This is a genomic window from Mycobacterium gallinarum (assembly GCF_010726765.1).
Taxonomy (GTDB): Bacteria; Actinomycetota; Actinomycetes; order Mycobacteriales; family Mycobacteriaceae; genus Mycobacterium; species Mycobacterium gallinarum.
This window is the reverse complement of record NZ_AP022601.1, coordinates 355,881-371,265: the sequence shown is the minus strand read 5'-3', so window position 1 is coordinate 371,265 and position 15,385 is coordinate 355,881. Positions and strand designations below refer to the sequence as shown.

Below are 15,385 nucleotides of genomic sequence, written 5' to 3'. Positions count from 1 at the left end.
GGAAGTATCCGGCTGCCCGCAAACAACGAAAGTGCATGCGGAAACGGCTGGACCGCCATTACCGTCGAGCAGACAGCTGAATCTCGATCAGTTGATGCACGAAAGGCCTTCCATGGCTACGAACTCCTTGGCAACGACGTCAACCGGCTATGGACGTTTCATCGGCAGGGTCGGCGCGCTGGCGGTCGCGCTCGGGATCGGAGTCGCCGTCGCCAACAGCCCAGCTGTGGCATTTGCACAGGACGGCCCGTCCGGTGCCTCCGACTCGTCATCCGGCGGCACGGGGACGTCGGACACCGGGCCCGCGAGCGGAGGGGGCTCGGGCTATACGGGTGCATCGGGCGCGACGGGTGCGACGGGTGCGACGGGTGCGACGACCGGTATATCGGGCGCAGTGACCGGCGTGAACACCGGCGGCATCACCACGAACGATGACAACACGAACGATGATGACGTTAGCGACGAACAAGCCGGCGCAGACGACGAAGACGATCACGACGACAACAGCGACGCGTTTGCCGGGTCGAAGAAGAACAGGGGCGAAGACTCGAATCGCGTGACCCGCCAGCCGAACACGCGTAGCAGAAGCATCTCGCTGGCCGACCAAGTGGACACCGCCCGTCAGGCATTTGCGGACTCGCGGCAACAACCCCCCACATCAACAGTCACCAACCAACCAGAAGCGCGAGACACATCGAGCACCTTCGCGGTCGCCGATCCACCGCCTGCCACGGTCGAGAAAGTGTTCGCCGCGATCGTCCCGCCGTCGCCGAAGGACTTGCCGCGGGTGCCCGCCCCTGCAGCGACAGTGTCTACCGACATCGGCGGCGTGGTCGGAACGGTGTTGTCCGCTTTAGGTTTCAGCTCGCAGGCGGCCACCGGACCGGTGGCACCACCGCAGCCTCCGATGGCGTGGGCCATGCTGGGGTGGGTGCGCCGGGAACTCGGCAATCTTGATTCGCGCGCGGTTTCCACCGCCAGTGTGCCGGTCCCGGCGTTGGTGACCGAAAATGTGGCCGCCGCAGCCACCAGCCCGCTGGCCACACCTCAGCAATTCAGCGCCGAGGAGATCGCCGAACAAACTGCGCAGTCGTTCCCCGTCACGGCGATGAAAGTAGTGCTGCGCCAGCAGTTCCTGGCCGCAGCCAATCGGCTGTACCCCGAAGGCATCGACGCGGAGAACATGGCGCAGCTCGACCGGGCGGTCGACGAATACGCCAGGGCCGCCTCGTTCCAGCAGCTGCTACTCGACTCGATGAACCCGACGGTGGTCGCCCAGGTCGCCCCGCCGCACTTCTGGGACGACCGGTACGTGGCCGGGACCCGAATCCTCTACGACAACCCTGACACCGTCTACCGCTTCATAGGTGTCAACGGTGCGTCGACGTACGTCATCAAAGGCCAGTTTCACGACTGGGACAACGTCGAAGCACGGCCGACCAACGTCACCTTCAGTGTGCTGTCGGGCGCTTCAGGAACGACGACCACGGTCATGACCATCACCCCGGAGATGGTCAACGAGGACGGAAGCTTCGAGATCACCGTCGATCGAGAGCCCGCAGACGGACGGCCGAATCACCTGCAGCTGACCAACGGATCGACGATCGTTGCGGTGCGCGACACCTTGGGTGATTGGAACGAAGAAAATCCGATGAGCCTCACCGTCGAGCGCGTCGCGGGCCCGCCGCCCAGCATGTTCGCTCAGTTCGGCGGCTTCGCGTTCCTCGGAGAAAGCATCGTGGGCAATCCCCTGCTCGTCGCCCTGGCATCGGCTATTCCGCCAGTGCCGTACATGCCTCCGGCTCTGCGGGGCGGGTTCGCCGCGACGATTCTGATCGTGCGTGGCGCAGCGGAACAGGAAAAGTACATGGCGCTGGCGACCACCGACCCGGAAACCGGGGAACCTCGCCCTGTCAACAGCGTCAGCCAGCCGTCCAGCAATGCGGAGTTCCTCGCCAACCAGCTGCAAAGCAACGGTCACTTTCAACTCGACGACAACGAGGCTCTCGTGCTCACCATCGATCCCGGCGACGCCGGATACTTCGTCGTGCCGACCTACAACGTGTGGACCATCACGAACGACTACCGGAACGAGCCCGCGAGCCTGAACATGGAACAGGCGAAGAGAAACCCGGACGGCACCTATACCGTGGTGATCTCGCCGACGGATCCGCTTGCGGCGAATTGGATTTCGACGGATGACTTGAATCAGGGCACCCTGGCGATCCGGTTCCAGGACATCGACTCCGACTCGCCGAATCAACCCCGCATCGTGGATCAGCGCGTCATGACGCACGACGAGCTCCGCGAGTTCCTGCCCGCAGAGGACTTCATCACCGAACAGGACCGTCTGGATCAGATCGAATTGCGCAAGGCCGGCTTCGACAGACGCTGGACGTAATCACACCGCATGGAAAACTCTTCCGCCGACGCCGTATTCAATAGGCTCAGTCGCCGTGAGGTCGCACTCGATCTCGTCGAGGCAGTCGAGGACGAGGTCGTCGACTCCGTCGGTACTGTCCCTTTGCCGACCGCCGAGCCGGCGCTCCTCCTGCAGAAGATGGAGAACAAGCTCGTCCGGCATCATCTGGCGAAACCGGATGTGTTGAGCGACGAGGAATTACGCAGGCTGCGTTACATCCTCAACTTCGCCCGGCTCGCCGATTTCGAGCCCGGGGCTGCGGGGCCCGGCGGCAGACGCGGACGTGGCGACGTCTCGGTGGGCGGTGAAGTGGCGCCGTGGCGCGCCAGGGTGGCCGATTCGCTGTACGGCCCGCTGCGTGAGGAACGTGACCCGGCAAAGTCATTGGCGAAGGCACGCGATGTCCTTGCGAAACTGACCGACGACCAGGACGAGCAACGTCGTCAGCTGATCGACAATCACGGGAACGACTTCTCTCCCGCCGAACTCGATGCCGAGGTCGGATACAAGAAACTCGTCACCGTGCTCGGCGGCGGTGGCGGTGCGGGGTTTGTCTATATCGGCGGCATGCAACGACTGCTCGAGGCCGGTCAGGTCCCGGACTACATGATCGGCTCGTCGTTCGGATCGATCATGGGCAGCGTCGTGGCCCGCGCTCTGCCGGTGCCCATCGAGGAATACGTCGCGTGGGCCAAGACCGTGTCGTACGGCGCGATCCTGGGCCCCGAGCGCCTTCGCCGCAGACACGGGCTGGCCGGTGTGTTTTCGTTACGCTTCGACCAGTTCGCCGATGCGCTGTTCAGACGCGCCGACGGCGAGCGAATACGGATGTCGGACTTGGCGATTCCGTTCGACGTCGTGGTCGCCGGGGTGCGCAGGCAGCCGTATGCGGCTCTGCCGTCGCGGTTTCGCCGCCCGGAACTGGCGGCGTTGCAGATGCGGACACTGCCCTTCCTCCCCATCGGTATCGGGCCTCAGGTAGCGGCGCGGTTGTGGCAGGTGTCTGCATTCATCGACCTGCGGGTCGTCAAGCCGGTCGTCATCGGCGACAACGACCAGACTCGCCAGTTCGACGTCGTCGACGCGGCATCCTTTTCGTCGGCCATTCCCGGTGTGCTGCACCATGAAACGAGCGATCCGCGGATGGTCCCGATGCTCGACGCGCTGTGTGAGGACAAGGAGGTCGCCGCTTTGGTCGACGGTGGCGCCGCGAGCAACGTGCCTGTCGAGCTGGCGTGGAAGCGGGTCCGCGACGGCAGGCTCGGCACCCGCAATGCCTGCTATCTCGCATTCGACTGCTTTCACCCGCAATGGGATCCCCGCCACCTGTGGCTCGTCCCGATCGCCCAGGCGGTTCAGTTGCAGATGGTGCGCAACGCTCCGTATGCCGACCACCTGGTGCGCTTCACGCCGACGCTGTCGCCCGCGAATCTCGCACCGTCGGCGGCGTCCATCGACCGCGCCTGCGCGTGGGGGCGTAAGAGCGTTGACAAGGCCATCCCCGTGACGACGGCGCTACTTCAGCCGACGTGGTGGGAAGGTGACCGGTTTGCGGCCCCTGACGCCGAGCCCGCCCACCCGGCATCGGTGGCGTCGCCGATGAGCGCGGTGATGGCGGCGACCCACGAGCCCGCGAACCGCTTGGCGCGGTGGCGAAATCGACGCCTGACGTGATTCGGGTCGCCGTCAGATGACCGAAACCGTTGCGGTGATCGGCGCCGGGCCCGGGGGGCTCGTCACGGCACGGTGGCTGTGCTCGCAGGGGTTCGAGCCGACGATCTTCGAGCAGCAACCTCAGCTGGGCGGGCAGTGGACCGGTCTGCCGGGTTTCAGCGGTGTGTGGCCGGCCATGTACACCAACACCAGTCGCGTGTTGACGGCCTTCAGCGACCTGGAGCACGACGGCGACCAGACGTTCCTGTCCAACCGCGACGTCCTCGCCTACCTGAACCGGTACGCCGACATGTTCGGTCTCAGGGCACGGATCCGGTTTGGACGGCAGGTGAACCACGTCAGCCGTATCGACACCCGTTGGCGCGTAACACATGACGGAGGCGAAGAGCCGTTCGACCGGGTGGTGTTGGCATCCGGCAGGTTTCGGTCCCCCGCAATCCCCGACGTTCCTGGCGTCGAGACGTTCACCGGCTCCGCAGGCGCGATGTCGACGTTCGACTATCGGGGAGCGAATCCCTACGTGGGTAAGCGCGTTCTGGTGGCGGGCTGCGCGGTCAGCGCCCTGGACATCGCCACGGAACTCGCACGACTCGGCGCCACGCGCGTCGTCGTCACCCAGCGAAAGCAACGCTATGTCCTTCCGAAATTCGCCGCAGGCGTCCCGTCCGACCACCGGATCTTCACGCGATACGGCGCCTTGGCGAATGAGACCCTTCGACCGGCCGAGGTCGAGCGCCAACTCAAGGAGATCGTGGTCGAAGCCAACGGAAGCCCCGAGCAGTACGGTGCGCCGGCACCGAACTCTTCACTGTTCGCCGCCGGTGTCACCCTCAACCAGGGGTATCTCCCATTGGTCGCCGAAGGCCGAATTTCCGTGCGGCCGTGGATGACGAAGATCGACGGGACGAACGTGAGCTTCGAAGACGGACACGTCGAGGAATTCGACGGGCTTCTGTTCGGGACGGGGTTCGCACTGGATCTGCCGTTTCTCAGCGACGACATCCGCACCATTTTCGACGTCGACGCGGTGCACCTGGACTCCGACCGTTTCACCTTCCATCCTGACCTTCCGGGCCTGGCGATGGTGGGCATGTGGGATCAGTCCGGTGGATACTTCGTGCCGCTGGAACTTCAGGCCCGCTGGGTCGCCTACACGTGGGGCGGTACCGCGCCGCCATTCGACGAGAGAGCGCAGCGTGCGGCGATCGCCGGCTACCGCGCGAGACGCGGACTGTCCCAGAAGACCCGGATGAACCTGGTGGCAGTGGCCTTTGCGCGCGCAGCCGGTGTGGAGCCGCAACTGGAGGACTGGCCGAATCTGCGCAGAGCATTGCTGTTCGGTCCGCTCGCGCCGAGCTGTTTCCGGCTCGAAGGCCCCGACGCACTCCCCGAAGCGTCTGCGCGGTTCGCGCGCGACGCCGCTGCGTTTGGCGCCATCACGTCCAACGAGATGACCGAACGGGAGAGTCGCTATTGGTCGCAGGTGGCCACGCGCTAAGCGTTCAGCGCGTGGGAAGGCCGATGGCCTTTTGCTCCATGTAGGCGTGCAGCCCGCGGAGTCCGCCGCCTTCCCGGCCCAATCCGCTCTGTTTGAATCCGCCGAACGGGGCATCGCCGGGGCCACAACCGTTCACGGCAATCTGCCCGGTGCGAACGCGGCCGGCCACGGCGAACGCGCGGTCGATGTCGCTTCCCCAGACCGCGCCCGAGAGTCCGTACTGCGAGTTGTTGGCGATCGCGACCGCATCGTCGTCGTCGGTGTAGCGCAGCACCGATAGCACTGGCCCGAACACTTCTTCCTGGGCGATCACCGAGTCCGGAGTGACGCCGGTCAAGATCGTCGGCTCGAAGTAAAAGCCCTTGCCCCGGCCCGGCGGGCGTCGGCCGCCCGCCACCACGGTGGCACCTTCGTCGATTGCCGCGGAGACGTGAGCCGCAACTCTCTCCAATTGAGCCCGACTGATGAGCGGGCCCATCTGCGTCTCGGGATCCGTTGGATCACCGACTTTTACGCGTCCGACCAGTTCGACGAGCCCGTCGACGACCTCATCGTGTAGCGGTGCGGGCAGCAGCAGTCGGCTCTGCAGGATGCACGCCTGGCCTGCATGCAACGAGCAGGCCTCGAACAGCAGGCGTTCCAGCAGTTCGTCGGTCACCTCGACATCGTCGAGGAGAACGACCGCCGACTTGCCGCCGCACTCGAGAAGGATGCGCTTCATGGTCGTGCTTGCGGCGGCCATGATCTCCCTGCCGACGGCCGAACTGCCGGTGAAGCCCACCATGTCGATCCGCGGGTCGGTCGTCAACACCTTGCTTGCCTCAATGCCGCTCGGCGTCACGACATTGACGGTCCCTGGCGGAATATCGGTGTGCTCATCGATGATTCGAGCCAGCGCCAAGCCGGCGATCGGGGTCAGCGGCGACGGCTTGAGCACCACGGTGTTGCCGGCGGCCAGCGCCCGGCAGACCTTCATCACGTTGAGGCTGTGCGGAAAATTCCATGGGGTCAGGATCGAGACGACTCCCTGCGGCTCGTACCGAAGCAGCGTGGTGCTGGCCGCTCCGTCCGCGCTGACGGTCTCGTCGGTGAGCTGCGTGGCGAGTTCACCGGAACGGTTCGCGGTCAACGCCGGTGCGTCGATCTGGATCGCCCGCTCGTTAGCCAGACAACCCCACTCGGACTGCGACAGCGCGAAAAGCTCGTCGGCGTGCTCGGTGAGCGCGGCGCCCAACTGCGTCAGGCATCGTGCCCGGTTCTCTGCCGACGCGTGTGCCCATGGCCCCGAGTCGAATGCGCGCCGCGCAGCGGAGATCGCGGCGTCGACGTCCGCCAGGCCTGCGTCCGGAGCCCGGGCGATCACTTCTTCGGTGGCCGGCGAGATGTCGTCATATCGGCCCGCCTGCGGCTCCACCCACTGGCCGTCGAGGTACAGCGGGTATGAGTCGATCAGCGGACGCGCGTTGACCACGTCAATTGCCCCTCTCTGCTTCGAACACCCACGATCCTCGACGCAGCACGCCGACCACCATGAGGTCGGCGTCGAGCACCACCAGATCAGCGGAGGCACGGGCGACAAGGCCCGAGTCAGGAAGGCCAAGTGCGCGCGTCGGGTTGATCGACGCTTGACGCACCGCGGCCATCAACGCCTCGTCACGACCAAGCCCGCTGTGCTGCACGGCGAAGCGGAACTGATGGTCCATGGTCGCAGTGCTGCCCGCGATGGTCGGCGTTCCGGACACGCGCGCCACTCCGTCCACGACGTCGACTTCCAGCGGACCGAGCTGATAGGCACCGTCGCTCATTCCTGCCGCCGAGATCGCGTCGGTGATCAGTGACACCCGATCGGGCCCCGCGCTGTGCGAAACATGTCGGTAGAGCGCGGGGTCGACGTGCACACCGTCGGTGATCAGTTCGACGGTCACACGGGGGTCTTCCAGAAGCGCGATGACCGGGCCGGCTTCGCGGGTGTTGATCGGACGCATCGCGTTGAACAGGTGCGTGGCCACCGTCGCACCCGCCTCGATCGCCGCGCGGGTCTGGTCGTAGGTCGCGTCTGTATGTCCCACCGCGGCCACTACTCCCGCGTCGACGATCCGCTCGATCGCCGCACGTGCCCCTTCACGTTCGGGCGCGATCGTGATCATGCGTATGGTCCCCGCGGCGGCCTTCAGTACGCGGTCGATCTCCTCAGGGTCGGGGTCGCGCATCAGGGCGGGCTGGTGGGCACCGCACCGCACCGTCGAGAGCCACGGACCCTCGAGGTGAATCCCGTCGAGCAGGCCGTCACGGACATCAGCTGCCAATCCGGTTACCTGACGAAGTAGGTCATCGGGGCCGGCCGTGACCAACGACGCGACCAGCGTGGTGGTGCCGTGCCTACGATGAAAGTCGACAGCCGTGGCCGTATCGGTGCGCAGGGCCGCCGAGAAGTTCGTCCCTCCCCCGCCGTGGACATGCGTGTCGACGAAACCCGGCACCACCGTGACAGCGCCGAGATCTCGGTCCGCCGGACGTGGCGGTGTACCCGCCCCGACGGCGCCGACGCGTGCATCGGATACGTCAATCCATCCCGGCCGCAACAGTTCTCGGCCCGTAAGTAGCGTGTCGGCGGTAAGCAGCACTCAGATGTCCTGCCATACCGGCTTGGATCGGTAGGTCTCGCGGTAGTAGTCGACGAGCTGGAGTCGTTGGGCCGCCGCGCCGTCCAACAGCACCGTGACATGCGGGTGTAGCTGCAAGATCGTCGCGGGCCACATCGCGCTGACCGGGCCTTCGACGAGCTGATGCACGGCTTCTGCCTTCTGCCGGCCCGTCGCCACCAGAATCAGGTGACTCGCCTCCAATATGGCCGCCAGCCCCTGCGTAAGGCAATGGGTCGGCACCGCGTCGACATCACCGCCGAAAAAGCGGGCATTGTCAATCCGGGTCTGTCTTGTCAGGGTCTTGATGCGAGTGCGCGACCCCAACGAGGAACCGGGCTCATTGAACGCGATGTGGCCATCCGTGCCGATACCGAGGATCTGCAGATCGACACCGCCGGCGTCACGGATGGCAGCCTCGTACTCCGCGCACGCGGCGGTGATGTCGGCGGCGAGCCCATCGGGTCCATGTACGGCGCCGGGGGCGAAGTCGACTTTGGAGACGAAGACCTCGTCGATGACATTGCGATAGCGCTGCGGATGATCGGCGGGCAGGCCGACGTACTCGTCGAGCGTGAAACCGCGTGCCTCACGGAAGGAGACCGTGCCGCTGTCGCAGCGACGCGCGAGTTCGTCGTAGATCGCCAGCGGCGATGATCCGGTGGCCAGACCCAGTACTGCATCCGGTTTTCGATCGAGCAGCGCGACCACCGCGTCGGACCCGACGGCGCCGATCTCGGCGGCATCCTGCAGGATGATGACTTCCATCTATTTGTTCGCGATGAAAAGTTTTGTCCCGGAGGGAATCTGCGCACCCTCGAGGACCGCTTCGGCAGGGACCACATTGTCCGGTTCGCGTTCGTCCATCACGACGACGGGGACGATCGGATTGAGGCCTTTCGCCACGACCGACGCGACGTCATAGGTGATGACCACCTGGCCGGCGGTGACACTGTCACCTTGGCTCAGATGGGCGGTGAAGCCGTCGCCCTTCAGTTGAACGGTGTCCAGGCCGAGGTGGACCAGCACGCCGACGTTGTCCGGCGTCATGACGATGTAGGCGTGCGGCATGAGTTTCAGCAGTTTCCCGCTGACCGGCGCGACCGCCTCGATCATCTCGTGCGGAGGGTCGACAGCCGCACCGTGGCCCACCATGCCTGCCGAGAACACCGGATCGGGCACTTCGGTGAGCGGAACTGCCCGGCCGCCGACCGGCGCGAAGATCTGAGTCGTACCCACGTCGAGACTCCTTCTGCTCGTGCGCACCAACAATACGAGCGTGCCGGAAAGAGAGGCTGGGCTTCGGCGTTTCCTCTAAGCTTCCGCTGAGCTTTGACGGCTTGCGCGATCGGGGCAGAGGAGGTCTGGACGAGATGAGCGGCCCATCGAAACCCGCCGGTACACAGGCGAAGTCGGGTCTTCGCTTCCCAGGATTTGCGCAGCTGCAGCGCCTGGGCAAGAGCCTGATGCTGCCGATCGCGGTCCTTCCCGCGGCAGGCATCCTGCTTCGGCTCGGTCAGCCCGACCTGCTGGGCCGAATCGAAACCCCCGTCATCGGCGACTTCTTCAAGGCCATGAGCGCGGCGGGCGATGCCCTCTTCAGCAACCTGCCGCTGCTGTTCGCCGTGGGTGTGGCGATCGGTTTCGCCAAGAAAGCCGACGGTTCCACAGCACTGTCGGCCGTCGTCGGCTACCTGGTGATGGAGGCGGTCTTCAAGACCATGTCACCGATCGTCCTGGCCGGTGAGCTGGACAAGGCGGGCGAGCAGGCCCAGATCAACTACAGCGTGTTCGCCGGCATCGTGATCGGCCTGGTGACGGCATGGCTCTTCGACCGCTATCACACCATCCAGCTGCCGTCCTACCTCGGCTTCTTCGGCGGCAGGCGGTTCGTTCCGATCGTGGTGTCGCTGGCGAGCCTGTTCATCGCCTTCGCGATGAGCTACTTCTATCCGATCTTCGACGCAGGGCTGACCAGCCTCGGCGAGTTCATCGGTGGCGCGGGCGCCTTCGGTGCCTTTGTGTATGGGTTCGCCAACCGCATGCTCATCCCGTTCGGTCTACACCACATCCCGAACTCCTACATCTGGTTCCTCTACGGCGACTACCAGCCGCCCGGCGGCGAAGCCGTCACCGGCGAACTGACCCGATTCGCCGCGGGCGATCCGACTGCCGGCATCCTCACCTCGGGCTTCTACCCCATCCTGATGTTCGGGCTGCCCGCCGCAGCGCTCGCGATGATCCACGTCGCGAACAAGAAGCAACGTAAGGTCGCGGTCGGCATCCTGGCTGCCGCGGCACTGACGGCGTTCCTGACCGGCGTGACCGAACCGCTCGAGTTCGCGTTCATGTTCGTGGCGTTCCCGCTCTACATCATTCACGCGGTGCTCACCGGGCTGTCGCTGGCCGTCGCCTACCTGCTCGACATTCACCTCGGTTTCTCGTTCTCGGCCGGTCTCATCGATCTGCTGCTGTACGGCACCGCTCCCGCGGCGAAGAACATTCCCCTGCTGATCGGCATGGGGTTGGTCTTCTTCGTCGTCTACTACGTGTTGTTCCGGTTCGCAATCACGAAGTGGAACCTGCGGACGCCGGGACGTGAACCGGAAAGCGAGTTCGAGGCGGAGGAACAAGCCAACCTCGGCGAGGGCGCCGATTCTTCGACTGCGGTGTCGGCGAGCGGCGCCACCGCCACGTTGACCGCGCCCGCCAGGACGGACAGCAAGGCCGAGCAGGTCATCGCGGCGTTCGGCGGACGGGACAACCTCGTCAACGTCGACGCCTGCATCACCCGCCTGCGCGTGGAGGTTTCCGACAAGGACAAAGTGGACCAAGCCCGCCTGAAGAGACTCGGCGCTGCGGGTGTCGTCGAGGTCGGCAACAGTGTTCAGGCGGTGTTCGGCACTGATGCCGAGGCGTTGAAGAACGACATCAACGAGATCCTGTAGCCGCGTACTTGTCGATCAGCTGCTGCTTGTACAACTTTCCAGCATCCGTGCGGGGAAGGTTCGGCTCGAACGAGATGGACCGGGGACACTTGTAGTGGGCCAGCCGGTCTTGCAGCCAGGCGATCAGGTCGTCGGCAAGAGCGTCGTCCGCGCGGGCGGGATCGTTCAGTTGGACCACGGCTTTGACGGATTGACCCATGACGTCGTCTGGAATTCCGAAAACCGCCGCATCGACCACGAGCGGATGGCTGATCAACATGTTCTCCGTCTCCTGCGGATAGATGTTGACGCCGCCGGAGATGATCATGTGGTTGCGGCGGTCGGTGAGATAAAGATAGCCGTCATCGTCGACGTATCCGACGTCGCCGACCGTGACCCAACCCTCGGCACTGCGCGAATCCGCTGTCTTAACTTGATCATTGAGGTATTCGAACGGATAGCCGCCCTCGTAATAGACTTCGCCGACCTGGCCCGTCGGCAGCTCGGCACCACCTTCGTCGAGAATGTGCGGCACCCCGAGCATCGGCTTGCCGACCGACCCGGGCCGCTCGAGCCATTCCTCGGCGCGGATGAACGAGATGCCCGCACCTTCCGATGATCCGTAGTATTCGTCAACAATCGGACCCCACCAGTCGATCATCTGGCGCTTGATCGCCAGCGGACATGGTGCCGCGGCGTGGACGACGCGCCGCAGGCTCGACAAGTCGTAGGTCCGCCGCGTTTCCTCGGGCAGGCGCAACATCCGGACGAACATCGACGGTACGAACTGAGCGTGCGTGACGCCGTACCGCTCAATACTTTCCAGCGCCTGTTCGGCATCGAAGCGTTCCATGACCACCGTCGTCGCGCCGACAGCCTGCGCGGCCATCGTCCACATCGCGGGCGCCGTGTGATAAGTCGGTGCGGGGCTCAGGTACACCGAATCCTCGCTCACGCCGAGGGCTTCGAACACCGGTGTCGACAGGGTTGCGCGCGCAGAGCTCAGCGGACGCCGAATTCCCTTGGGGCGCCCCGTGCTGCCCGCCGAGTACTGCAGCAACAGCCCGTCGCACTCATCGACGATCGGTGTCGAGGCCTCGGTGGCTACACACTCCGGGTAGCGCTGCCAACCGTCGAGTTCGTCATCGACGATCACCGCAACGGCGAGCGATTCGATCGGCAGCTCCTCGCAGACTTGCCGCATCGCCGATGACGAAATGACAGCCTTGGCGCCGCTGTCGCTCACGATGTAGGCGATCTCAGACGCGAAGAGATGCGTGTTGACCAACGTGTAGTAGAGCCCGCTGCGCCTCGCCGCCCACATCGCGGCGTGTATGTGTTCGTTGTTCTCCATCAGGATGGCGACGGTGTCGCCGGCCCTCAGTCCGGCGCGGCGGAGAAAATGAGCGAGCCGGTTCGCCCGCGCCTCCAATTCGGTGAATGTCACGACCACTCCGGAAGGGTGAAGCACGACAGCGGGTTTCGTCGATCCGACATGATCGCGAAGCTGCATGGGTTTCGCCTGGCCGATCAGCGCGTGGCGTCGCGGAACGCCTCGACGAGAGACGACATGACCTCGAGCGCCCGATCGGGGTCGGCGGTCAGCGATGCCGGGAACCGGACGTCGGTGACACCTGCCTCGACCAGGGCGGGAACAGCGGCGGCGGAAGCCGCATAGTCGATCGATCCGTCGTCACCCTTCACGACGCGCGCGACTCCCTGCACCTGCAGATCGGTGGGGTCGCCACCGAACTCGACGATCTTGTCCTTCATCGCAGCGATCGCGCCCGGGATGTCCGCATAGGCCGAACCCCACGGGATCCACCCGCTTCCGAAGCGTGCGATCCGGCGTGCCACGGCGTTGTTGACGGTTCCGCTGATCCACAGCGGAACACCGCCTGGTTGCACCGGTTTGGGCATCTGGTGGATGCCATCGAAGCTGAGCTCAGCTGAATCGTAGGACGCCCGCTGTTGCGTCCAGAGGGCCTGGCAGACCTCGAGCGTGTGGTCGAGTAGACGTCCGCGATCCTTGAACGACAAACCCGCTGCTTCGTACTCCTCGCGCTGCCAACCGACTCCGACGCCCAGATCCACTCGACCACCGGAAATCGCGTCCAGGGTGGCGAGTTGCTTGGCCAGGACCGCCGGCCGCCGCAGCGCCGCCAGCAGGATTGCGGTGCCGAGCCTGATGCGGGTCGTCACGGCCGCGATCGCGGTCAACACGATCAGCGGTTCCAGCCATGCGCCGTCGGGTCCGGTCGGCTGCTTACCGCCCGCCTGGCCGCCGAGGGATGGATCTGCATACGCGTCCAGGTTCTCCCCGAAAACGAGGTGGTCGGACACCACGAGCCGGTCGACGCCGGCGGCATCCATCGCCTGCGCCAGTTGCAGCGTCTCGCGCCAGTCGTGCTGGGGAGCGTCGGAGTATGTCGTCAAGTACAAGGAGAGTTCGGGTGTGCGCACTGTTACGCCTCATTCATGGGACCAAGGGGTTTCCCACGTGTCTATCACCGCTGCCGTTGCCAACGGTCTACGGGACACCACGTGGTGCCCTCCGGCCGGCCAGCCGATCGTCAACAACGTCGCGATCTTCCAGTCATCCGGGATGCCGATGGATGCGCGCAGTTCCGCTTCGCAGTGACCGTGCCACAAGGTGATGGCCGCCCCGAGACCCTGGGCACGCGCGGCGAGCAAGAAGTTCTGGACGGCGGGAAATATCGACCCGGCCTGCTGCATTTCGGTGGTCCCTCGCTGGGGCTGGACGCAGAACAACACGAGTTCCGGGGCGCCACCGCCGACCTCCATGTGTTCGGCCATGGCTCGAAGGACACGCGACTTCGGGTCGTCAGCATCCTCTGCGACCGGGGGCAGCCGATAGAACTCCTTCATCACCTCCCATGTCCGCCGAGCGGCAGCGGTGATCACCTCACGAAGTTCCGGACTACGGATGACGACGAATCGCCACGGCTGACCGTTCCCACCCGACGGCGCCCACGACGCCGCCAGCAGGCACTTCTCCAGCACGTCATCGGGTACGGGTTCGGTGCGATACCTCCGGACGGCGGTCGCCGAATTCATCACCGTCCACAGGTCATCGGAGACCCGCGGCACCTCTTGACGGCTCATGCGTTCCCCGTCCGCGGTAGCACACCTCGCCACGTACCACCGCGCACCGGACCCGTGACCAGCGGCAGGTCGAGTGTCGACAACAGGCCCGGCGGTGCGGCCATGACTGCCGGAATGGCGTTCAGCTCGCGCATGACGGTGGCATAGGTCAGGCCGCGCATATTGTTTCCGCGGCCATGCATCTCGATGTCCACGGTGTAGGTCGGCAGCCCGTCGACGATCACGCGGTAGCCACCGTGCGGCGACGGATGCCGTGGCCAGTCCGGGGCCGAGCCCTCGCCCATGCGTGTGACGTGTTCCAGCACAACGCGCTCTTCACCGTCGACCATCCCCGCGAGCTTGAATCGCATGCCACCCATGGTGCCCGGCTCGACCCAGCCCGACGCGACCTCGTAACGTTCTGTGGCCAACCACTTTTCGATCGTCGTCTCGACGCGGTCCAACGGCAGACCGACACCGTCGGCGACCAGGTGCACGGTCGGCGCCCACAGGGCGGCAAGACGTTCGGTGTCGAACAGCGGTGCGGGATGATCCGGTGGGTGCGCAAAGCCCATGAAGTCGAACATGATCTCGGGCTGGTTGATCGGGCCGTAGTCGAGGATCTCGAGCATGGTGATGGTGTCGACGCGGCTGGAGAAACCCGTCATCGTCAACGCGATGACATCGTTCGCCCAGCCGGGATCGACACCACTGTTGAAGAAACTGCTGCCCCCCTCCTCGCACGCCGTCCGGATGAGGTCGACGGTCTCCCGGTCGGCGGCCGGTGGGTAGCACATCGGCACCAGCGAGGTGCAGACGACGTTCCTGCCTGCCCGAAGACAGCGGGCGATGTCCTCGGCCGCCTCGCGATAGCGGTAATCACCCGACGCGAAGTACGCGACCACATCGGCGTCGGTCGACAGCGCGGCGTCGATGTCGCGGGTCGCGATGACTCCGGTCGCAGGCATTCCGCATAGGTCACCGGCGTCCTTGCCGTCCTTGGCCTCGGCGTATACGACGACCCCGACGAGGTCCAGACCGGGGTGTGCAATGAGTGCCCGTAGAGCACCGACCCCGACTTGTCCGGGTCCCCACAGGATCACCCGCGGCCTGGGCT

12 protein-coding genes are annotated in these 15,385 nt (G+C 65.2%); 4 read left to right on the top strand and 8 right to left on the bottom strand.

What is annotated here, in order from left to right:
- Nucleotides 1–112: 112 nt before the first annotated feature.
- From G6N42_RS01750 to G6N42_RS01740, 3 genes are read left to right on the top strand one after another with little or no spacing between them, the layout of a single operon-like run.
- Nucleotides 113–2,401, top strand: coding sequence for a DUF1214 domain-containing protein (locus G6N42_RS01750; RefSeq protein WP_163725257.1), 2,289 nt, complete (start codon nt 113–115; stop codon nt 2,399–2,401).
- A gap of 9 nt (nt 2,402–2,410) precedes the next feature.
- Nucleotides 2,411–4,096 (top strand): patatin-like phospholipase family protein, encoded by a 1,686-nt coding sequence (locus G6N42_RS01745; RefSeq protein ID WP_163725254.1) that lies wholly within the window; start codon nt 2,411–2,413, stop codon nt 4,094–4,096.
- Between the two features lie 16 nt (nt 4,097–4,112).
- Nucleotides 4,113–5,594, top strand: a complete 1,482-nt coding sequence (locus G6N42_RS01740; protein WP_163725251.1) for a flavin-containing monooxygenase — start codon at nt 4,113–4,115, stop codon at nt 5,592–5,594.
- 4 nt (nt 5,595–5,598) lie between these two features.
- Here the strand turns inward: G6N42_RS01740 and G6N42_RS01735 are convergent, their stop codons facing one another.
- From G6N42_RS01735 to G6N42_RS01720, 4 genes are read right to left on the bottom strand one after another with little or no spacing between them, the layout of a single operon-like run.
- A complete protein-coding gene (locus G6N42_RS01735; RefSeq protein ID WP_163725248.1) occupies nt 5,599–7,065 on the bottom strand; it encodes an aldehyde dehydrogenase family protein in 1,467 nt (488 codons plus the stop codon).
- 1 nt (nt 7,066) lies between these two features.
- On the bottom strand, nt 7,067–8,218 hold the full coding sequence (gene nagA / locus G6N42_RS01730) for an N-acetylglucosamine-6-phosphate deacetylase (RefSeq protein ID WP_163725246.1): 1,152 nt from the start codon (nt 8,216–8,218) through the stop codon (nt 7,067–7,069).
- Nucleotides 8,219–9,004 (bottom strand): glucosamine-6-phosphate deaminase, encoded by a 786-nt coding sequence (gene nagB, locus G6N42_RS01725; protein ID WP_163725244.1) that lies wholly within the window; start codon nt 9,002–9,004, stop codon nt 8,219–8,221. It lies immediately after the preceding gene.
- Nucleotides 9,005–9,475 carry a PTS sugar transporter subunit IIA gene (locus G6N42_RS01720; protein WP_163725241.1) on the bottom strand — a complete coding sequence of 157 codons (471 nt, stop codon included), beginning with the start codon at nt 9,473–9,475 and terminating at the stop codon, nt 9,005–9,007.
- A gap of 134 nt (nt 9,476–9,609) precedes the next feature.
- On the opposite strand from G6N42_RS01720, the gene G6N42_RS01715 reads away from it, so the two are divergent.
- Nucleotides 9,610–11,184, top strand: a complete 1,575-nt coding sequence (locus tag G6N42_RS01715) for a PTS transporter subunit EIIC (RefSeq protein WP_163725238.1) — start codon at nt 9,610–9,612, stop codon at nt 11,182–11,184.
- Here the strand turns inward: G6N42_RS01715 and fadD4 are convergent.
- The 4 genes from fadD4 to G6N42_RS01695 are packed head-to-tail and all read right to left on the bottom strand — an operon-like array spanning nt 11,168 to nt 15,371.
- The gene (fadD4, locus tag G6N42_RS01710) at nt 11,168–12,676 is read right to left on the bottom strand and encodes a fatty-acid--CoA ligase FadD4 (RefSeq protein WP_163725236.1); all 1,509 of its coding nucleotides are present in this window, start codon (nt 12,674–12,676) and stop codon (nt 11,168–11,170) included. The two genes, G6N42_RS01715 and fadD4, sit on opposite strands and share 17 nt — an antisense overlap.
- A gap of 17 nt (nt 12,677–12,693) precedes the next feature.
- A complete protein-coding gene (locus G6N42_RS01705) occupies nt 12,694–13,626 on the bottom strand; it encodes a TIGR03619 family F420-dependent LLM class oxidoreductase (protein ID WP_163725233.1) in 933 nt (310 codons plus the stop codon).
- A 9-nt stretch (nt 13,627–13,635) separates the two neighbouring features.
- The gene (locus tag G6N42_RS01700) at nt 13,636–14,289 is read right to left on the bottom strand and encodes a nitroreductase family protein (RefSeq protein ID WP_174261994.1); all 654 of its coding nucleotides are present in this window, start codon (nt 14,287–14,289) and stop codon (nt 13,636–13,638) included.
- Nucleotides 14,286–15,371, bottom strand: coding sequence for an NAD(P)H-dependent amine dehydrogenase family protein (locus tag G6N42_RS01695; protein WP_163736821.1), 1,086 nt, complete (start codon nt 15,369–15,371; stop codon nt 14,286–14,288). Before G6N42_RS01695 ends, G6N42_RS01700 begins: the two co-directional genes overlap by 4 nt.
- Nucleotides 15,372–15,385 lie beyond the last annotated feature (14 nt).